Below are 19,695 nucleotides of genomic sequence, written 5' to 3' on the forward strand. Positions count from 1 at the left end.
TATCTTTATTTATCAAATCTAAATTTATGATTGCCATTCTTGATTTTTTACTCGGATTACTGCTCACCGATTGGAAGCGCATACGAAGGCTTAAATGGAATCGGAATAGATAAGCATATGTTATGGCTTTTTCCAGCTATATCTAATAAAACTTCCACTTTAATGTTAATAATAGGAGGGGTTTATTCAGAGCGATTAGGGAAAGAGTAGATTTCTAAACCTTCTTCGCTCCATGTGGAAACTTGAGATAGTTTGTTTTTGTAGACAGATGATTCCGTCTTTAATTCTTGTTGTATAGTCACTCCAAGCTCCTTGAGTATTTGTTTAACCAAAATGCTTTTGCCATCAGGAATATCTATTACTAATCTTACCATGATAAATTCAAAGACAGAATGATTGCGGAAAACCGTTATGCGGATGTTATCATCACTGGTGCTATGGTTTTTGGATCTTCAGCAATCGATGTGCCCTCGGGCTTCGTTAAAGCGTTGCTGGCCCGATCCGAGTGCCCTGTAGTAATAGCTTCTCATAAACCTGGGGCTTTTTTTTATCGTAAAGTTTGATATAGTGCGGTAACAATACCGACCAGAAGCAAAAAAACCTTCAGTCTTTTCGACTAAAGGTTTTTTTGACATTTTCAGATCATATATTACCAGGATACGTTGGCTGTGTAAGTACTTTTACCATCAACATTCCACGGTGGCAATACTTTTGCGTAGTAATTGCCTGTTAAGGTAACCGTTATATTTGGTCGAGAGGCTTGAAAAGTACATAAAGTATAGTCAAGCTTGGTGATATCTGTTTCTGACAAATTAATGTTTGAACCATTTACGTAGCTTAAAGTTCCGTTACCGGTATTGAAAAAAGCAACCTGAAAATTCATGCCGGTTATCTTTTTTTCATAAGTCTCCGAAGAGGTAGGTAACCAGTTCCCAGGTTTGTTACCACCTAAATATTCTTGTTTTATACGTGTGCGTACATAGCATATCGAAGTTTGGCCGGCAGCTTCAACATAATTGAAAATTTCAAATACAAATTTACGTTGGCTGTTAGGATCTCCGTTTCTTAAAAATTGATATTGATAACGTGCATCAGTTCCGCCTCCGGGAAGCGATGTGCTTTCTGTAGAAAGAGAACCAGATTTAACAACAGATGAAGTGCTTATCGGCACAACCCCTGCTTTGAATTTTAACGTTGCAATTGAGGGGTCTTTTTTAATTTTATTTAACAATGCTTCATCATTATTGGGAACCAAATATTTGTAACCATTATTAAAATAAACAATCGTGTCGGCTATCATATACTCGCCTTTATTGTTTAAAATAGCCCCATAGAATGTGGGAAAGTCGAAGCTGTCGTAAATTCGTGATGCTGATGAATCGCTTCTTAATGAGATAAAATTAAAATCACTTTCCCATTTTGTTAAGTAATTCGAGTCTTTATTAATCAATGTGCTTACGGTTTCTTTAAAAGCGTTGCTGTTTTTAAATACCAGCCTGCCGTTTTTACTTGTAACAGGCGCAGCAGAGATTTTATCTTCATCTTGCACATTTGGGTGAATTTCCTTTTTGCAAGAAAAGATTGTTGTAGCGATAGCAATAAGTGCTAAATTAATAAACAGATTTTTTTTCATGATAATTGTTTAGATATGCAACAAATATAACAAAAAAGCATTTATTTAACTGTTAATAAAATAATAATTAATTATTATTTTATTAACTTAAGTTGAGGGGCCATGAAAAGGGAATAGCGAGTGAGCAAATAAGGATAACTTTGAGTTACCACACTTAAAGCAAACGATCAACCATACAGCCCGACACAGGTGTAACGAATTGATCCAGAAATATCCTGAATCTATCCAGAGGTTTCAGTCTGGAACTGTTCCTGAAAAAGAAATACGGCAAATTCAATGGATGGATGGCTATACGCTTTCTAAAACGGAGGATAAGTTTGCCGCGATAAACAATGGTAATTATTTTGCAGCACCACAAGACCGCCGGAATGATCTTTCGGTAGTGGAGATCTATCAGCTGACCAAGCGCTGGTCGCTTTCAGGTACATTTGTTTACAGTACCGGGCAGGCCGTAACCTATCCACCGGGTAAATACGAAGTAGGCGGTTTAACCACATTCTCCTATTCGGCCCGCGACGCATCCCGTGAACGTCTTTCACCGTCGCGATGACATAAAGGTAAAACAATGGTAAAACATTTTCGATAAGTTCGTCAAAAAAGCTACAAAACTTAATAACCTTAAATGATATGCCCATTGGTTTTTTCTTCTTAAAGTCTTCAAATTGGCTTTAAATGCATAAAAAAAGCCCTTAGCATCGCTGCTAAGGGCTTGAGTTTTTAGTTTTCCTACAAGGGCTCGAACCTCAATCTTCAGAGCCAGAATCTGACGTGATACCATTACACCATAGGAAAATAACAGAACAACTTCGCCACCAAAACAGTGGTAGTTTGTACAGTGCAAATATATTAAATATGCAAATTGGTGTAAAGTCAATTTAAAAAAAGCCGCAGCTCATTTTACTGAACTACGGCTTTTTTACAGTAGGATTATTCGGGATTAGTCTTCGTTTACGAATGAACGCAGCATCCAGGTATTTTTCTCGTTAAACTGCATGAAACGGTTAATCATATCATTAGTGCCGTCGTCACCAGCTTCTGCGGTGATATTCAGTATTTCGCGTTCCATTTTAATTAATGAGGCCAGGTCATCAATAATAGCTTTAACCATCAGGGTATCTTTCAAGCCAATAGTCTGGATCTCTTTGATGCTTGATGTTTCGATATAATCTTTAAAAGTACTGATAGGAGGTTTGCCAAGGCTCAGGATCCTTTCGGCAAGCTCGTCTATGGTGACCAATGCCGCGGTATACAGTTCTTCAAATTTCAGGTGGAGGGTAAAAAAGCTTGTGCCCTTAACGTTCCAGTGGCAGCCGCGCAGTTTTTGGTAATGGATATGATAGTTTGCCAACAGATCGTTCAGGTGGTCAACTACCGGTTTTACTTTAACTTCTTCAAGGCTTATTTCTTTTGCGTCCATAAATAATAGTGATGTTTTTAAGTGTAACATGCCGCTGCCGGCAATGTTTGGCAAAGGTAAACAGTTTTGATTTTAATGAGCATATTTGCAACTTTATGACTTCGCTTTTACCCTTCATCAGCAAAACTTACCAGGCCCCGGTTTGGCGTATGGAAATTGACGAGATCAGCCAAACGCTGTTCCTCGAAATAAGGGATCATGCCAATAAACAGGTTAGTTTTTCGGCCCTTGGCTTGCAAAACGGCGATGTTTATTTTGAAGGTTTTACCACGCCCGAGCGCTGGCTTACCGGTATTGAAGCCGCCTATGATGGTGTTTTACTACTGCATAATTACCAGTCGGCAACAGGGCCGGTGCATAAAGGTATTACCGCTATTGAAGCTGTATCGGGCAAAGAATTGTGGAGTAATTTTACTTTAGCCTTTGATCATCTGTCTGTCCATGGCCCTGTGGTTTATAATGCCCAGTTACAACCGCGGAAATTATTGTTAATTGATGTAAAAACGGGGGCTGCTTTAAGAGGGTATGAACCGGTTATTGATCAACCTCGGGATAATCAGATCGTCAGCCCCCAACTGTTGCCCGCAGCGGAAGTAAATAATTTATATTTACCGCTTAGCGTACATGCAAATGCGATTCATTATATCAGCTACAATAGTTTCAGAATTGTATCTTTGCACACGCTTTTGCAGGAGCATCTTGAACAGCACTTGTTTGTATATAACGAGGAGGGTACCCTTTTGTATCATGATTTGTTACACAACGCTATACAAAAAATGCAACCCGAGGCGTTTGTACTACATAATAATCAGCTTATCTATTTAAAAAACAGATCGGGCTTAATAGTGTTGAAATTGTAATTTACTGTATTTATAAATTATCATGAAATTTAAGATTTTATTATTGGTCACTCCTTTACTTACATTCTCCATATCACTTTTTGCTAACCCGCTTGCCGACTCAGTTGGTGTTGAAAACCTTAACGGCAAAAAGGTAATTGTTCACAAGCTCGATCCAAAAGATAACTACTACTCAATAGGTCGCCGTTACAACGTTAGCCCTAAAGCCATTATACAATTCAACAATAATGCGCCGCTTAAAATCGGCGGTACAATAAAAGTTCCTACCGAGTTGCCTTTTTCTGGCGAGTCCGCGCCTGCTGCCCAACCCGCAAAACAGGTAGCGACAGCTACTCCGCCGCCGGTGCAACAGCAAAATAAGCCTGTTACACAAACTCCGGTTCAGCAAAATAAACCGCAGGTTCAGCAACAGGTAAGCTCACCTGCACCTGTAGCACAAACTGCAGTAGCCAAAACGCAGCAGGCAGTTGCTGATACTGTTAAAAAAGTAAGTATGCTTAATGTGCAGCAATACAAAGTATCAGCAGGAGAGACGTTATATTCTATCGCTAAACGTTTTAATACTTCTGTAGATGATATTAAAGCACTTAATAAACTAAGTTCTGATTCTGTAGCCCCCAACCAGGTTATTAACGTGCGCACCGGTTTACCTCCTCAGGAAACTAAAGAGCCGGTAATGCAACGCGACTCGACTACCGTTGTAGCACAACAGGATACTACAGGCGGCGACCATGGCAAAGCCAACCGTTTTGGCCTGTACGAAAAAATTGAAAAAGGTGTAGCCACCTGGATGGATGATGCCGGCTTAGATCCTAAAAAGGAACTGGTACTGCACCGTACAGCGCCAATTGGCACCATCATTAAAATTACAAACCCTATGAACAATCATACCACCTTTGCAAAGGTTGTTGGCCGTTTTACCGATAACGAAACAAACAAAAATGTTTTGATCATCATGACCAAAAACACTGCCGACGCTTTAGGTGCTTTAGACAAACGTTTTCAGGTAAATATCAGCTACGGTAGCCCGAATGAATAAACCTTATATTATTGGAATTGCCGGCGGAAGCGGCTCAGGCAAAACCTTTTTCTTAAAGTGCTTTTTAGAACATTTTACTGCCGACGAGGTGAGCCTCGTATCGCAGGATGATTATTACATCCCGGTAGCACATAACATGACGAAGGAAGAAAACAAAGAGTATAACTTTGATCTTCCTTCAACTATTGATCACGAACATTTTCAGCAGGATATCAGCAAGCTTTTAAATAAGGAAGCTATCCTGAAGCAGGAATATACTTTTAATAACCCCGATGCTATCCCTAAAATGATAGAGATCAAGCCGGCACCTATTTTGATAGTGGAAGGTTTGTTCATTCTGCATTTTAAAGATATTGCCGAGTTGCTTGATCTGAAGGTTTTTATCGATGCTGATGAAGATGTAGCGCTGCAGCGTCGTCTTAAACGCGATTTGATAGAGCGTGGCTATTCGCATGATGATGTGATGTATAAATGGATCAACCACGTTGTACCGGCTTATAAAGAATACCTGCTGCCCTACAAAGATGAGTGCGACCGTGTGATCACCAATAATACTCACGTTGCAGAGGATATTATGGTAATTACCGAAGAGATCTCGGCCGATTTAAGGAAGAAGCTTTTTTAATGCGGATTATTGCCTAAGATATTTTTGAGGGCATTGTCATAATCTGTTTTGGTGATAACCCCTGCATCAAATTGGTTTTGCAGGGCCCGAAGTTTAAGCGCGTTTTCGGTTGTATAACCCGGATAGCCCGGTTTATAATAATCTAAAGGCGCTTTTTCTTTTTCAAACGCCCATACAAGCGCGCAAATCCAGCCGATGATGGTCCAGCCAAGAAACAGGTTAAGCAGGAAAATTAATTTAAAGTCGGCCTTTTCGCGGGCTATAATGGCTGGTATAAAATATAGCAGTCCGGCTATGGCCATGCCAATCATCCCTACTATTCCAAACATGAAATCCATGTTTTAAAGATAGTGTTTCTCATATTGCAAAACTATTGTCATTTCGAACGAATGGGCAGGGGATTGAGGGCTGTCATGAGGAGAGATCTTATACGCAAGGTGTTTAAACATTGCCTGTTCATTAACATGACGTATAAGATTTCTCCTCACTGCAATCGCACGAAGGCTCTCCCGCTCGTTCGTTCGAAATGACAATAAGGTTAGTAATTTCGGGCTTATTTAAACCATTATCTCCGGTACATCCCCCTCAACAATAAGTTTACCGGCTGTGGCCTGTTTAATTTCTTCAACACTTACTCCCGGCGCTCGCTCCATAAGCCTGAAACCGCCTTCGGGCAATACATCAAATACACCCAATTCGGTCACTATTTTTTTAACGCAGTGAACACCAGTGAGCGGTAAACTGCATTGGGGCAGAAGCTTTGATTCGCCTGCCTTGTTTACCTGTTGCATGGCCACAATAATATTCTCTGCGGATGCCACCAGATCCATAGCGCCACCCATACCTTTAACCATTTTGCCGGGAATTTTCCAGTTAGCGATGTCGCCGTTTTCGGATACCTCCATAGCACCAAGAATGGTGAGGTTAACTTTTTTAGCCCTGATCATCCCAAAGCTCATGGCCGAATCAAATATAGCTGAACCAGGCAGCATGGTGATGGTCTGCTTGCCCGCGTTGATAGTATCCGGATCTTCCTCGCCCTCAAAAGGAAAGGGTCCCATACCCAGTAAGCCATTCTCTGATTGCAATACTACATCCATGGTATCAGGTATGTAATTGGCTACCAGCGTAGGTATGCCAATGCCGAGGTTAACATAGTAACCATCTTTTATTTCCTTCGCTATTCGCTTTGCGATGCCTTGTTTGTCAAGCATAAGTTTTTTCATTTAAACCATGTCATTGCGAGGAGGAACGACGAAGCAATCTCGTAGCTATACAGATCGGACATGCATTGGCTACGAGATTGCCACGCTACGCTCGCAATGACATATTCTTTATTGTTTGTTCCTCACCGTTACATGTTCAATCCGTTTCTCATAATCCACACCTTTAAAAATCCTGTGTACATAGATACCGGGTGTATGAATATGATCAGGATCAAGCTCGCCGGGTTGTACCAGTTCTTCTACTTCGGCAATGGTTATTTTACCGGCCATGGCCATTACAGGATTAAAATTGCGGGCGGTAGAACGATATACCAGGTTCCCCATGGTATCGCCCTTCCAGGCTTTTACAATGGCGAAATCGGCATCAAAGGCCATCTCCATTAAATAATCCTTACCGTTAAAATTGCGTACTTCCTTGCCTTCAGCCACTTCGGTACCAATACCTGCAGGAGTAAATATGGCTGGCATACCATAGCCGGCAGCCATACAGCGTGTAGCCAGCGTACCTTGTGGTATCAGCTCAACCTCCAGTTCACCGCTTAACAGCTGGCGTTCAAATTCGGCGTTTTCACCTACGTACGATGAGATCATTTTTTTTACCTGGCGTTGTTTCAGCATCAGGCCGATACCAAAGTCATCAACCCCGGCATTGTTGGAGATGCAGGTTAGATGTTTAACCCCTTTTTTTACCAGCGCCGCAATACAATTTTCGGGTAATCCGCATAAACCGAAGCCGCCCAGCATAAGGGTCATGCCGTCGGTAATGTCGCGGATAGCCTCATCGGCACCACTAACTACTTTATTCATATATTATAATTGGTTATCGTAAATGTACTAAATATGCTTTACAGATAGCTGTAAACAGATAACGTAAATAAAGTTTCGTCATTGCGAGGAGGTGCGACGAAGCAATCGCATGCTATACAGAGCGAGCGGCTATGCTTCTGTGCGGTTGCCGCGCTATCGCTCGTAATGACATAAGCAGATTGATTTATAGGTTTAATAAAACAATTAGAAAATTATTTTATTAATAATTAATACATCAAATATCAAAACCTATGGAATTAAGAGATGAAGAGTTGAGCAGCGATGAGCTTAATCGCCCCGAACAGGAAGAGAACAAACCTAACGCATACCGTGTGGAGGATGATCATAACGAGGAAGAAAAAGACCTGAAAAGGAGCTACCTGTTTGGTAGTTCGGAAATGAAAAGCCCGGACGATGAAGGCATGGAGGGTAAAGGTATGGGCGGGCAAAATTTCGGTCAGAACAACATTACCCCGGCAGGAAATGATAAAGATAATCCATCGCAAATGGCTGGTAATAACCACGAGTACTTTAACCGCACTCAGCCCGCCGAAGAACACCCGGAAAACAGCAATTTTAAAGATCCTAACCAGGCAGGGAATGCCAATTACAGCGATGTGATCAGTGCTTCGCAAAACGGCAGGTCAGACGAGGATACTGGCGAAACTGAAACCGATGATAAAAAGCCCAACCCACAACAGCCATACCAGGAAGGGACTGCCGATGACGACGGTTATAGCGAAAAGAAACAGCAAACAAATATCCCCGGCCCTAACGAAGTGCCTGATCAGCAGAAGGTAGGGGAGTAATAATATCTCTTAATAAATCCATGTCATTGCGAGAAGGAACGACGAAGCAATCGCATGCTATACAGAGCGGTCGTGCTTCCGTGCGATTGCCACGCTTCGCTCGCAATGACATGTTTTATTTCTCTCTACGTTTGTGATTTTAAAAAAGCCTTAATCACCACTTAACCGTCTTCTCCATAAAAGCAATCAGATCATCGGCCATGGCTTGTTGCTCTTTAAGGCTTGGGTGACCAGGTGTGTTTTTGTACGGGATAAAATGGGTGTAGATCTGCTTGTCGTTTAAAGCGGCAACGGCCTTTTCAATATAGCCGGGCCAGGGCGAACCTGCTTTGGTTGCATCCATACTGCCTAACGCGCAAATGATCTGCGCTTTGGGATAAGCCTTCCGGATGTTTTTTACAAAATCTTTATAAGCTTTTATGATCTGGTCAGGCTCTGGCGCTTTGGTGCCAAAACGCTCTTTAAATTGTGGGTTGTTGGGCTGGTTTACAATCCATGAGTCATTCTGAAACAGGTTAATCACCACAACATCAGGTGTGTACTTTTTGAAATCCCAGATGCTTGTTGGGTCTGTTGGATCCAGGCGGTTATACATCTCCGGCATGATGAGCGGAAACCAGCTTACCGTAATGCCGATACCGCTTTTAGAGGTGCAAACATACTGCGCATCAAAGTGGCGGGCGGTTAACGCGGCATAGCTCAGGTATCCGTTTTCGTAAGGTGCACTGCCGCGGTCTTGCCCGGTAGTGTCTTCATCGGCATACCCACAGGTGATGGAATTGCCGAAAAACTCGATCTTACGTTTTTTTGCCTCCGGTGGCGGGAGGGCTGTCGCCTCTTTGGCTAAAATGAACTGGTAAAAAAGGGTTTTGCCTTTGTCCCATTCAGTGCGTTTAAATAATTCGAGGGTGTGCTTGCCGGCCGGCAGGTTTTCGGCCAGCGTATAGGCCTGTTTCGTATTATCAAGGTGTATGGTGTTAATCACCTTATCATCAACAATGATGGTATAATAATTTTCACCACGTTCGTCCTGCATCAGGGCCGACGCGCCGGTTCCGTTGAAATTGATCTTGAGGGACGAGCCTGTCCAGTAAAGTTCGGCAGCCTCGTCGGTTTGGTTGATGCGCCCGGTATAACGGATGCGTTGATCTTTGCTTTTAAGTATAATGCTTTGAGCAGCGCAGGTATTTATAGTGCCTGTAAAAGCAATGAAAAGTATAAGGAAATATAGTTTGCGCATTTTTAATAGGGTTTTGCCTGCCTTAAAAATAGGAAACTTAAACAAAAAGCGGATAGACCATTGATCTATCCGCCAAATATTTGTTAAGAAAGTATTATTCAATCGGCATCCCGAATTGCAGCAGGTAGCCGTTGTAGTCAAAAACGCCAAACTCGCGCATACCGTAATTAAAATCCTCAATAGGATAGCAAATTACCGCCCTGTCTTTAAGTTCGCTCCATAACAGGTCAACCTTATCGGTACGGATATAAAATGAGCCTGTAAACTTAGGCACAGTGAATGACGCGTTATCAACCGGTAAAGCAAACATGATTTCGATATCATCGCGGCTTACGGTAGCCCATCCCCAATCTTCATCGTATCCGATACAGGTAAAGCCGAGGTTAGTAACATAAAAGTCGACAGTTTCCCGTACCTGCCGGGTATATAACATAGGAGCAATAGATTTTAAAGACATATATTGAAATAAGTTAAGGTTTAATCAATGTAAAGCCAGTTCAAAACAAATAAAGATCTGCTACTTCTTTCCGTTCCCTCCATAACAAAAAAAGAATGTCATGCTGAGGAACGAAGCATCTTCTTCTCTATCACTGAGGATGACTAAATTAAAAACGGGTGTCATGCTGAGCCTGTCGAAGCATGGTGGGTAGGGCCTCTGCGCGCGTCCTTCGACAAGCTCAGGATGACAGTCCCTCCACACCTGATCTCATTCAATCTTCAAATGTCCCCATTTCTTTACTCAGGATGACAAGTTACCTATTGTGATGTGTTTATTTTAACGTTTTGGTTACTTCAAATATACATAAGTTATTCCATCCCCGCCACGGTCTGCGTGTTCATCTTCCATGCGGTCAACCTGCTCGTATTTTTTGAGGTACTGCCTGATCATTTTACGCAAAATGCCATCGCCTTTGCCATGAATGATCTTGAGATTGTTAAAGCCCATCATCAGCGCCCGGTCGAACAGTTTTTCAATAGCATGCAGCGCATCTTCGGTACGTTGACCACGCACGTCAATCTCCGGACTAAAACTGGCCATATCATTAGTTTGAGCGCTGAAACTCCGCCTGATCTCCTTAGGTACCGATGATTTGGAAACTTTAACCACGCGCTTCTTTTTAGCTACGGTACGCAGGTCGCCAATGGCAATCACTACATTCTCCTTAATGATCTCAATCACCTGGCCTGTAGTTTCCGAATCGGTAAGTTTTACCCAGTCGCCCGGTTTTAACTCCTCATCGGCAGGGGCGGCAGGTTTAGGAGCTTCAACTTTAACCGTATTCTTTTTAAGCTCAACGTTGAGGTTTTCACGTAGCTGCCTGGTTTTTTCCTTATCGGCATTGCTGCTTTTAATTTCAGAAATGGTGTTTTCAACCAGCTTGTTGGCGTTCAGGATAATATTCTTGGCCTGATCCTTAGCTTCTTTAATGAGTGTGCGCTTATTTTCTTCGAGATAGCTTTTCAGTTTCTCATTTTCGGCAAGCAACTCATTTACCTTACGCTGTTGTTTATCCAGTTTTTGTTTAGTTTCAAAAATGGATCGTTTTTCACGTTCCAGGTCAACCAGTAAGGTATCAACCTTTTTTTGTCCTTCGCTTATTTTGTTTTTAGCGAGGTTAAGCACATTGGCCGGCAAACCTATTTTTTGAGCTATTTCAAAGGCGTACGAACTACCGGGTTTACCAATTTCCAATTGATAAAGCGGCCTCATCTCAACGTTGTTGAACAGCATCGACGCGTTTTCGATCCCTTCGGTATTGCTGGCAAATATTTTAAGATTAGAGTAGTGGGTAGTTACCATACCCTTAACCTTTTTTTGGTTAAGCGCTTCAAGAACTGCCTCAGCAATGGGGCCGCCAAATTGCGGATCTGTACCGGTACCAAACTCATCTATCAGGATCAGGGTTTTGCCATTGGCCTGCTCCACAAAGTTTTTCATTTTGGACAGGTGGGCACTGTATGTACTCAAATCGCTTTCAATCGACTGGTCATCACCGATATCCACAAAAAGCTGTTTGAATACACCTACAACGCTCGCTTCATCGGCAGGGATCAGCAAACCGGCCTGTACCATCATTTGCAGTAAGCCAACGGTTTTCATACAAACAGATTTACCGCCGGCGTTAGGGCCAGATACCACGATGATACGGGTACCTTCGTCTATCTGCATATTAAGCGGAACCACCGTTTTTTTCTCGGCCTTAAAGTTCAGGAACAAAAGCGGGTGGCGGGCATTATATAGTTTTACCCTGGCTTCATTTACAACCTGTGGCATTTCAGCTTCAACGTCAATGGCAAACAAGGCTTTTGCGCGTACAAAATCAAGCTTGGTTAACAAACTATGATAGGAGAGTAGTAAAGGTACGTAAGGCCTTAATTCGTTGGTTAAAGCGGTTAGGATCTTTACAATCTCGCGGCGACGCTCAAATTCCAGGTCGCGGATACGGTTGTTGAGTACAAATACTTCTTCAGGCTCAATGTAAACAGTTTGACCTGAAGCTGACTCATCATGAACAAAGCCTTTCAGCTTTCGTTTATTTTCTGCCAGCAGGGGGATCACCAGACGTCCATCGCGCACGGTTAACGAACCATCGGCAGCCCAGCCGTTTGATGTAGCATTTTTAAATACCATATCAATTTTTTTGCGGGCTTCCTGCTCTGCTTTGGCAATGCCTGTGGTTATTTCCATCAGCTCGCGCGATGCATTTGGTCTGATTTTGCCTTTCTGGTCAATCACCGCGTCAATCTTTTTAAGGATGGCCTTTTCAATAGGCAGGTGTTCAAAAAGGGCCTCGAGGTTAGGATAAAGACCTTCGCGCTCATTAAAGTAAGCTATTACAGCAAATACTGTGGTGAGTGAGGCCTGTACCTGGTAAAATTCTTCCTCGGTTAAAAAAACGCCCTCTATGCGGGCTTTATTGGCAAGGGATTTTATATCGAAAAAATGCTGAATAGGCAGGGCCTCATCATTAACCAGGATATTCTTAAACTCATTTGCCTGGCTCAGGAATTTATGTATCTGGTCATAATTGCTCATCACCTGGATCTTGTCAACCATTTGTTGACCCATTTCGCTCAGGCAATGTGCTTTTATCAGTTCTTTTATTTCGGTAAAACCCAGCTTATCTACACTGTTTTGGGGGTAAAGCATCAGGTTATGACTTTAAATTTCTTAACGAATCGGCTATGTGTTTTGCCTTTCTTTTGCGAAGGTCAAGTTTTTTAGCCGGATCGGTTTTGGATTTAGTTTTTAAATTTTCTAATGAATCGGCTCTGCGGGCTGCCGGGTTTTCATGAGGGACCGGCTTCCTTGCCGAATCGGTTTTAGTTTTAATATTTAAGTTTTTTAACGAATCGGCCCTGTGAGCGGCTTTGCTTTGTTCAAGCTGCACTTTGTTAAGCGAATCGGTTTTGTTTTTAATTTTGATATCCACCTGGTCATAAATGGCAAGTAGCTTATCGGGCTGCGTGGCGTAATACCGCATGCTTTTATTGAAATGAGCGGTATCCGTATGCAGGCGTTGAAACATGGCAACGTATTTACCCGCACCGTATTTGTACAAACTATCCGGCACTTGCGTGGCATTGTACAGGGTGCCATCAATAATGTGCATCTCGGTCAAAACTTCGGCCATTGCTGCCGGTTTAAGCACATCGCCGGGAACACTTTTGCCATTGCAGGCACATAAAAAAAGTGCTGCAGAAAAAAACAAGGTTATATATTTATGCATTCAGTAATTTAGCGGCTGATTAATTAAGCAAATTTACGGATAAATGAGCATTGCAGATAACATCAAAAGCTTAAAAAAGGAAACGGAAGCAGATAAGGTAATATTATTGGCGGTATCAAAAACAAAACCGGTAACCGATATACAGGAAGCTTATGATGCTGGTCAGCGGTTGTTTGGAGAAAATTTGGTGCAGGAGATGGTTGAAAAGTACGATCAGCTTCCTAAGGATATTGAGTGGCATTTGATTGGTCACCTGCAAACCAATAAGGTAAAATATATCGCGCCTTTTGTAAGTATGATCCAGTCGGTTGATAGCCTGAAGCTTTTGCAGGAGATCAACAAGCATGCTGAAAAAGCCGGAAGGGTGATTGATTGCCTGCTGCAGATCTATATTGCCGACGAAGAAACCAAATATGGACTGGGTTTTGACGAGGCTATTGAACTACTTCGTTCAGAAGAGTTTACCACACTGAAAAATATCCGGATCCGCGGATTGATGGGCATTGCCACCAATACCGATAACGAAAAACAGATCAAAGAAGAGTATTACGAATTGAATACTTTTTTTGAAGGTATAAAACTGAGCTACTTCCGGAAAGAGGAAAGCTTTGATATCCTGTCGATGGGTATGTCGTCAGATTATAAACTGGCCATTGAGCAGGGGAGTAATATGGTAAGGTTAGGCAGCACTATATTTGGCGGCCGGGTGATCAAGCATTGGAAGAATAATTAACCGGGATTTGTCTGAACCGGAATTTATGAAATTGAAGAATTGACAGAATAAAAATATAATTCAAATAATTCGTTCTGTCCGGTTGTTGGTGTTGTTACCAGCAATATGTTTTTTGGAACGGAATTTAAGTGTTCAATTTTTTAAAAACGGGTGTTCAACTTTTAGAACTGTGAAAAATTAAGTGGTTGATTGTCAGTTATTATGTGTTCATTTTGTTTGGATGGATAATAAGTGTTAAAATTAAACAGCTGATTATCAATTAGATTTTTTGGGGAGAATGGCCTTATGTGTTTACACCTAAAAAAGTTGAACACCTGTTAAAATAGATAGAAAGTTGTTGGTGGCCGCACCAACAACGGCGAGTGACATGGGAGAGTAATCAATTAAAGATGTCATTGCGAGCGTAGCGCGGCAATCGCACGGGGGCATGGCCGCTCTGTATAGCATGCGATTGCTTCGTCGTTCCTCCTCGCAATGACATGGTTTTTGGGTAACTGCGAAACAATAAAAATGAGCAATACAGAAAATAAAATTGAAAGTCAGCCCCTTCAGGGAGCAGGGGAAGTAACAATAAGAGAAGCTATTCAGGCAGATTGCCCGCGTTTGATGGAGCTGGTTCATGAACTGGCCCTCTATGAAAAAGCACCCGAAGAGGTTACCGTTACCTTACAGCACTTTGAAGAAGCTGGCTTTGGCCCTAACCCTGTTTGGAAGGCCTTTGTTGCCGAAGTTGATGGCATTGTTGTTGGCTTTGCTGTATACTATGTCCGCTACTCTACCTGGAAAGGTAGTCGCATGTACCTGGAAGACTTGATTGTGACCGAAGATATGCGCGGTAAAAAGATTGGTAAAATGCTTTTCGACAGGTTGATACAGGAGGCCAAAGAGAGAGGTTTCAGCGGAATGGTTTGGCAGGTGCTCGACTGGAATGAGCCGGCTATTAACTTCTACAACAAATACGGCGCGAATATTGAGGCTGGCTGGTTAAATGCGTCTCTGTCAAAAGAGCAGCTATTAAACTACTAAAAACTATACCTATGAAAAACCTGTGCCTGTTGTTTTTTATTGCCCTTGGGCTGTCATCATGCCAATGGGGAGTACCTAAAAAAACTTCCGAAAAACCGCTTGATACACTGCACTATGTTTATAAAGTAATAAAAGCACGGGCTGCGGATTGCGGCACTAAAGCAGATAGCGCCTGCACGGTAGTGAAAATCAACTATCCGGTTTTTGATAGCGCCAAAGCCTTGAATGATACCATAGTGAACAAACTAACCGTGATGTTTGCTATGGATGGCAAAGCCGACAGCAGCCTCGAGTTGATGACCAAAAACTTCCTGAAGGCATATGATGATTTCAAAAAGACAGACCCGCGTACCGGTATGTTTTTTACATTGGATGATTCGGTTAAAGTTATCCATCAGGATTCGAGTCTCGCTGCACTTCAAGTGAGTGGTTATAGCTATCAGGGCGGCGCGCATGGCGGCTCATTTACCGGATTTATTAACTGGGATACTAAAGCCGGCAAAAACCTGAAACTTGATAATGTTTTTATCAACGGATATCATGATAAATTAACCGCCATTGCCGAAAAGATTTTCAGGAAGAATGAAAAGCTAAGCGACATCGCATCACTGAAGGATAACTATTTTTTCAAAGATGATAAATTCGCGCTGAATGAAAATTTTTCCATCACCCCTCTTGGTATTAAGTTCTTGTATAACCAGTACGAGATAAAGCCTTATGCGGCCGGTATCACCGAATTGTTTATTCCTTACACACAGATCAAATCATTAATACAGCCGGGTTCGGTTGTAAGTCAATTCATCAAATAAATGCTTGTTTTTAAATTCGGAGGGGCATCGGTTAAGGATGCCGCGGGGGTTACCAACCTTGCTAATGTTGTAAAACAATATACAGATCAACAATTGCTCATCGTGGTATCGGCTATGGGCAAAACTACCAACGCGCTCGAAAAGCTTACTAAGGCCTATATGGATCAGGCTGATGATATGCATGATATCTTTAACGAGATCAAGGAATATCATTATAATATCCTGAGCGGATTGTTTGAGGCCGGACACCCCGTATTCGATGAAGTAGCTAATACTTTTGTAGAGATTGACTGGGCTATTGAAGATGAACCACACGACAGCTACGATTTTGTATATGATCAGATCGTATCTATTGGCGAATTAGTATCAACCCGGATAGTTGACGCCTATTTAAACCAGGCCGGGCTGAAAAGCAAATGGCTTGATGTACGTGGGTATGTACATACCGATAATACTTACCGTGAAGGCATTGTTGAGTGGGATAAAACCAAAGCAAGCATCGGCAAAGATCTTCCTGGCTTGCTCGAAAAGAGTATCGTTGTAACTCAGGGTTTCCTGGGCGGCACTTCTGAAAATTTCACAACCACGCTTGGCCGTGAAGGTTCAGATTATACCGCTTCTATATTTGCTGCCTGTTTGGGTGCCGAATCGGTAACTGCATGGAAAGATGTTCCTGGCATACTGAACGCCGATCCGCGATATTTTGCCGATACCGTTAAGTTTGAAGAGCTGTCTTATACAGAAGCCATCGAAATGACTTATTACGGGGCGAGTGTTATCCACCCAAAAACCATCAAACCATTACAGAACGCTAAGATCCCGCTATTGGTAAAGCCATTTACCGATCCATCGGCCCCAGGTACCGTAATTAAAGAAGACGGGCATAACCAGTTTACCAAACCGGTGATCATCCTGAAACAAAACCAGGTGCTGCTATCGGTATCGGGTAAGGATTATTCATTTATAACCGAAGATCACCTGAGCGACGTGTTTCGTTTGTTTGCGCAAAACAACATCAAGGTGAATGTGATGCAAACTTCGGCACTAAGTTTTTCTGTTTGCTTCGACCTGAATGAGGAACGCTTTGAAAAGCTATTAAATGGTCTTAAACAGGATTTTAAGGTGAAGTATAATAATGGCTTAACACTTATTACTGTACGCCATGATGGTGTAAATGCCATTAAAGAATTAACCGAAGGCAAAACAGTTTTACTGGAGCAGATCAGCAGGAATACGATACAGGTGGTGGTGAGGTAATTCCGGTGAGTCGTTTTATTGCCATTAGGTTGCATTTAAATGCCTGCCTTTAGCCTCAAAAAAGTATATTTGGGCATGAAGGTAATCAACATCATCAGAGATTCGGCTAATATTGGTATCGGGATATTATCGGCAGCATTCGGACTAAAAGGCTTTTTGTTATCAAGCCATTTTATTGACGGTGGTGCTACCGGCGTATCCATGCTGATATCAGATATTACATTTTTGCCCATATCTATATTGATCTTTGTTATCAATGTCCCGTTTCTGTGGCTTGGCTACCGGAAGCTCGGGCTTTGGTTTGCTATAAAAAGTACTATAGCTATAGCATTACTTTCCTTATGCCTCGCTGTAGTTAAGTTTCCTGATGTTACCCACGATAAGTTACTTACCGCTGTGTTTGGTGGGGTATTTATAGGCATGGGCAGCGGATTGGCCATGCGCGGAGGAGCAGTGCTTGACGGTACCGAAATTGCGGCAGTATTGGTTAGTAAAAAAACGCAGATCCTTAAAGTGAGCGACTTTATCCTGTTGCTCAACGTTTTGATATTTGGGATTGCCGCGTCGGTACTGGGGGTAGAACCTGCCATGTATTCGATATTAACCTACATGGCTGCCGCTAAAATGATCGACTTCCTGCTGAATGGTATCGAACAATATTCAGGTATTACCGTGATCTCCACTAAGAGTGATGCTATCCGCAGGGCAATCACCGTTACACTTGGCCGTGGTGTTACTATTTATCAGGGTAAAAGCGGCTACGGTAAGGATGGTCATGTTAATGATCCCCGCGATATCGTTTTCACAGTAGCAACTCGTTTGGAGATTCCATCACTAAAACAAACCATTCTTCGCATTGATCCCAAAGCGTTCATAGTCCAACAAAGTATTGATGACACTACGGGTGGCTTATTGAAGCGCAAGAAACTACACTAAAAGCAGCTAAAAGCTTAAGGCTTAAAGCCGAAAGCTTTCAGCGTTAGACTTATAAAACGTTTATTGGATGTTTATGCTCATCAATGGCCACAAAGGTGAATGTGCCGGTGATGGCCTTTTCGCGGACGAAGGAGTACATTTCTTCAATAAAAATTTCAACCGAAACTTTAAGGCTGGTATTGCCTATGTGTGAAATGTTGCCAACCAGTTCAATAATGGTGCCTGCCGGGATAGGGCGCTTAAAGTCTATCCGGTCTGATGACACAGTAACCATTCTTTTACGCGTAAAACGGGTGGCTGTAATAAAGGCAACTTCATCCATCATGGCCATCGCCGAACCGCCGAAAAGTGTATCGTAATGATTGGTATCACTTGGAAATACCGTTTTAAATATTCTTGATTCCGCCTCCTTAATTCGTTCTTCGGTTGTCATACTCATAGTATATTAATAAATAAGGCTTTCCTGTGGTAAAGGAAAGCCTTTGTATTTTCAGATTGTGTTATAAACGGGTATTATCTTAGTTTGCCCCACTTTAAATAAGTGGCTCCCCATGAAAAGCCTGCACCAAATGCAGTCAGGATCACGTTATCGTTCTCTTTGAAATCGGCTTTGTAATCCCACAATGCCAACGGGATGGTAGCGGCTGTAGTGTTACCGTAGCGGTCGATATTGATCTTAACGCGGCTTTCCGGTAAACCCAATGCATCGCCTACGGCATGGATAATGCGGTAGTTAGCCTGGTGAGGGATCAGCCAGTTAATGTCATCAATGGTGAGGTTGTTGCGCTGCAAGATGGAGGTACAGCTTTCAGTCATACCTTTAATGGCTGCTTTGAAAACCACGCGGCCGTCCTGACGGATATAATGTAGTTTGCCGTCGATGGTTTCTTCTGATGCCGGGTTCATTGAACCACCGCCAGGAACATATAAATGTTCGCGTCCGTGGCCGTCAGTTTTAAACACGCTGTCTATGACACCAATATCTTCGGTTGAGGCTTCAAGCAACACGGCTCCCGCGCCATCACCAAAAAGGATACAGGTATTACGGTCGGCATAGTTAACGATGGCACTGTTTTGATCGGCGCCGATAACTATTACTTTTTTATAGCGGTTGCTTTCAACCAGGCTTGAACCAAGGGTAAATGCATAAAGGAAACCACTGCAGGCCGCATTAACGTCAGATGCCCAGGCATTGTTTAATCCGCATTTGTCGCAAACAATACTGGCTGTAGAAATCAGCAGGTAATCAGGGGTAGAAGTAGCTACAATTACGCACTCAATTTCAGAAGGATCAACTTTGGCATTTTCAAGTAAATTTTTTACCGCAAAGGCCGCCATGTCTGAAGTAGCAAGTGTCCGGTCGGCAAGAATCCTTCTTTCCTTTATCCCTGTACGCGAAACTATCCAATCGCTGTTGGTGTCAACCATTTTTTCTAAATCGCTATTAGTTAAAATGTTGTCAGGAACATAGCCGCCTACACCGGTAATAACCGCGCTACTTTTTAATGCCATAAATATTATATATTCTCAAAAAAACATGCAAAGAT

22 protein-coding genes are annotated in these 19,695 nt (G+C 42.4%); 10 read left to right on the top strand and 12 right to left on the bottom strand.

Annotated elements, in window-relative coordinates; translation table 11 throughout:
• Positions 1-182: 182 nt before the first annotated feature.
• Together DUL71_RS05040 and DUL71_RS05045 are read right to left on the bottom strand one after the other, a co-directional pair.
• Positions 183-374 (bottom strand): hypothetical protein, encoded by a 192-nt coding sequence (locus DUL71_RS05040; RefSeq protein ID WP_114937023.1) that lies wholly within the window; start codon positions 372-374, stop codon positions 183-185.
• A gap of 275 nt (positions 375-649) precedes the next feature.
• Entirely contained in the window at positions 650-1,633 is a 984-nt protein-coding gene (locus tag DUL71_RS05045; protein WP_114937024.1) for a hypothetical protein, read from the bottom strand.
• Positions 1,634-1,832: 199 nt separating this feature from the next.
• Here DUL71_RS05045 and DUL71_RS05050 point away from each other — a divergent pair, with 199 nt between their 5' ends.
• Entirely contained in the window at positions 1,833-2,183 is a 351-nt protein-coding gene (locus tag DUL71_RS05050) for a hypothetical protein (RefSeq protein ID WP_208645478.1), read from the top strand.
• Positions 2,184-2,570: 387 nt separating this feature from the next.
• Here the strand turns inward: DUL71_RS05050 and DUL71_RS05060 are convergent, their stop codons facing one another.
• Positions 2,571-3,050, bottom strand: a complete 480-nt coding sequence (locus DUL71_RS05060; protein ID WP_114937481.1) for a Dps family protein — start codon at positions 3,048-3,050, stop codon at positions 2,571-2,573.
• 95 nt (positions 3,051-3,145) lie between these two features.
• Between DUL71_RS05060 and DUL71_RS05065 the strand changes: the two genes are divergently transcribed.
• The 3 genes from DUL71_RS05065 to DUL71_RS05075 are packed head-to-tail and all read left to right on the top strand — an operon-like array spanning position 3,146 to position 5,574.
• Positions 3,146-3,910, top strand: coding sequence for a DUF4905 domain-containing protein (locus tag DUL71_RS05065; protein WP_161964375.1), 765 nt, complete (start codon positions 3,146-3,148; stop codon positions 3,908-3,910).
• 22 nt (positions 3,911-3,932) lie between these two features.
• Positions 3,933-4,949 (top strand): LysM peptidoglycan-binding domain-containing protein, encoded by a 1,017-nt coding sequence (locus DUL71_RS05070; protein WP_114937026.1) that lies wholly within the window; start codon positions 3,933-3,935, stop codon positions 4,947-4,949.
• Complete coding sequence (locus DUL71_RS05075; RefSeq protein ID WP_112573834.1) at positions 4,942-5,574, top strand: uridine kinase family protein; 633 nt, start codon at positions 4,942-4,944, stop codon at positions 5,572-5,574. The genes DUL71_RS05070 and DUL71_RS05075 overlap by 8 nt, the downstream gene beginning before the upstream one ends.
• On the opposite strand, the gene DUL71_RS05080 is transcribed toward DUL71_RS05075, so the two are convergent.
• The 3 genes from DUL71_RS05080 to DUL71_RS05090 all read right to left on the bottom strand — a co-directional run bounded on the left by DUL71_RS05080 (position 5,571) and on the right by DUL71_RS05090 (position 7,607).
• Positions 5,571-5,903 carry a superinfection immunity protein gene (locus DUL71_RS05080; protein ID WP_208645479.1) on the bottom strand — a complete coding sequence of 111 codons (333 nt, stop codon included), beginning with the start codon at positions 5,901-5,903 and terminating at the stop codon, positions 5,571-5,573. The two genes, DUL71_RS05075 and DUL71_RS05080, sit on opposite strands and share 4 nt — an antisense overlap.
• Positions 5,904-6,131: 228 nt before the next feature.
• Positions 6,132-6,788: a 3-oxoacid CoA-transferase subunit B gene (locus DUL71_RS05085; protein WP_114937482.1), complete on the bottom strand. Its 657-nt coding sequence runs from the start codon at positions 6,786-6,788 to the stop codon at positions 6,132-6,134.
• Positions 6,789-6,908: 120 nt separating this feature from the next.
• On the bottom strand, positions 6,909-7,607 hold the full coding sequence (locus tag DUL71_RS05090; protein ID WP_114937028.1) for a CoA transferase subunit A: 699 nt from the start codon (positions 7,605-7,607) through the stop codon (positions 6,909-6,911).
• A gap of 251 nt (positions 7,608-7,858) precedes the next feature.
• Between DUL71_RS05090 and DUL71_RS05095 the strand changes: the two genes are divergently transcribed.
• Complete coding sequence (locus DUL71_RS05095; RefSeq protein ID WP_114937029.1) at positions 7,859-8,416, top strand: hypothetical protein; 558 nt, start codon at positions 7,859-7,861, stop codon at positions 8,414-8,416.
• 154 nt (positions 8,417-8,570) lie between these two features.
• Here the strand turns inward: DUL71_RS05095 and DUL71_RS05100 are convergent, their stop codons facing one another.
• From DUL71_RS05100 to DUL71_RS05115, 4 genes are all read right to left on the bottom strand, one after another.
• On the bottom strand, positions 8,571-9,656 hold the full coding sequence (locus DUL71_RS05100) for an SGNH/GDSL hydrolase family protein (RefSeq protein ID WP_114937483.1): 1,086 nt from the start codon (positions 9,654-9,656) through the stop codon (positions 8,571-8,573).
• 94 nt (positions 9,657-9,750) lie between these two features.
• Positions 9,751-10,113, bottom strand: coding sequence for a VOC family protein (locus DUL71_RS05105; protein ID WP_208645480.1), 363 nt, complete (start codon positions 10,111-10,113; stop codon positions 9,751-9,753).
• A 330-nt stretch (positions 10,114-10,443) separates the two neighbouring features.
• Positions 10,444-12,807 carry an endonuclease MutS2 gene (locus tag DUL71_RS05110; RefSeq protein WP_114937030.1) on the bottom strand — a complete coding sequence of 788 codons (2,364 nt, stop codon included), beginning with the start codon at positions 12,805-12,807 and terminating at the stop codon, positions 10,444-10,446.
• A 4-nt stretch (positions 12,808-12,811) separates the two neighbouring features.
• A complete protein-coding gene (locus DUL71_RS05115; protein WP_114937031.1) occupies positions 12,812-13,387 on the bottom strand; it encodes a DUF4296 domain-containing protein in 576 nt (191 codons plus the stop codon).
• Positions 13,388-13,430: 43 nt separating this feature from the next.
• Here DUL71_RS05115 and DUL71_RS05120 point away from each other — a divergent pair, with 43 nt between their 5' ends.
• From DUL71_RS05120 to DUL71_RS05140, 5 genes are all read left to right on the top strand, one after another.
• Positions 13,431-14,120, top strand: coding sequence for a YggS family pyridoxal phosphate-dependent enzyme (locus tag DUL71_RS05120; protein WP_114937032.1), 690 nt, complete (start codon positions 13,431-13,433; stop codon positions 14,118-14,120).
• A gap of 510 nt (positions 14,121-14,630) precedes the next feature.
• Complete coding sequence (locus DUL71_RS05125; RefSeq protein WP_114937484.1) at positions 14,631-15,146, top strand: GNAT family N-acetyltransferase; 516 nt, start codon at positions 14,631-14,633, stop codon at positions 15,144-15,146.
• 11 nt (positions 15,147-15,157) lie between these two features.
• On the top strand, positions 15,158-15,955 hold the full coding sequence (locus tag DUL71_RS05130; RefSeq protein ID WP_114937033.1) for a DUF3298 and DUF4163 domain-containing protein: 798 nt from the start codon (positions 15,158-15,160) through the stop codon (positions 15,953-15,955).
• The gene (locus DUL71_RS05135) at positions 15,956-17,212 is read left to right on the top strand and encodes an aspartate kinase (RefSeq protein ID WP_114937034.1); all 1,257 of its coding nucleotides are present in this window, start codon (positions 15,956-15,958) and stop codon (positions 17,210-17,212) included. It begins immediately after the preceding gene.
• Positions 17,213-17,287: 75 nt separating this feature from the next.
• Positions 17,288-18,148: a YitT family protein gene (locus tag DUL71_RS05140; RefSeq protein WP_114937485.1), complete on the top strand. Its 861-nt coding sequence runs from the start codon at positions 17,288-17,290 to the stop codon at positions 18,146-18,148.
• 49 nt (positions 18,149-18,197) lie between these two features.
• On the opposite strand, the gene DUL71_RS05145 is transcribed toward DUL71_RS05140, so the two are convergent.
• On the bottom strand, positions 18,198-18,581 hold the full coding sequence (locus DUL71_RS05145) for an acyl-CoA thioesterase (RefSeq protein WP_112573822.1): 384 nt from the start codon (positions 18,579-18,581) through the stop codon (positions 18,198-18,200).
• A gap of 80 nt (positions 18,582-18,661) precedes the next feature.
• Positions 18,662-19,660, bottom strand: coding sequence for a beta-ketoacyl-ACP synthase III (locus tag DUL71_RS05150; RefSeq protein WP_114937035.1), 999 nt, complete (start codon positions 19,658-19,660; stop codon positions 18,662-18,664).
• Between the last annotated feature and the right edge of the window lie 35 nt (positions 19,661-19,695).

The organism is Mucilaginibacter endophyticus (assembly GCF_003351025.1).
Classification (GTDB): Bacteria; Bacteroidota; Bacteroidia; order Sphingobacteriales; family Sphingobacteriaceae; genus Mucilaginibacter; species Mucilaginibacter endophyticus.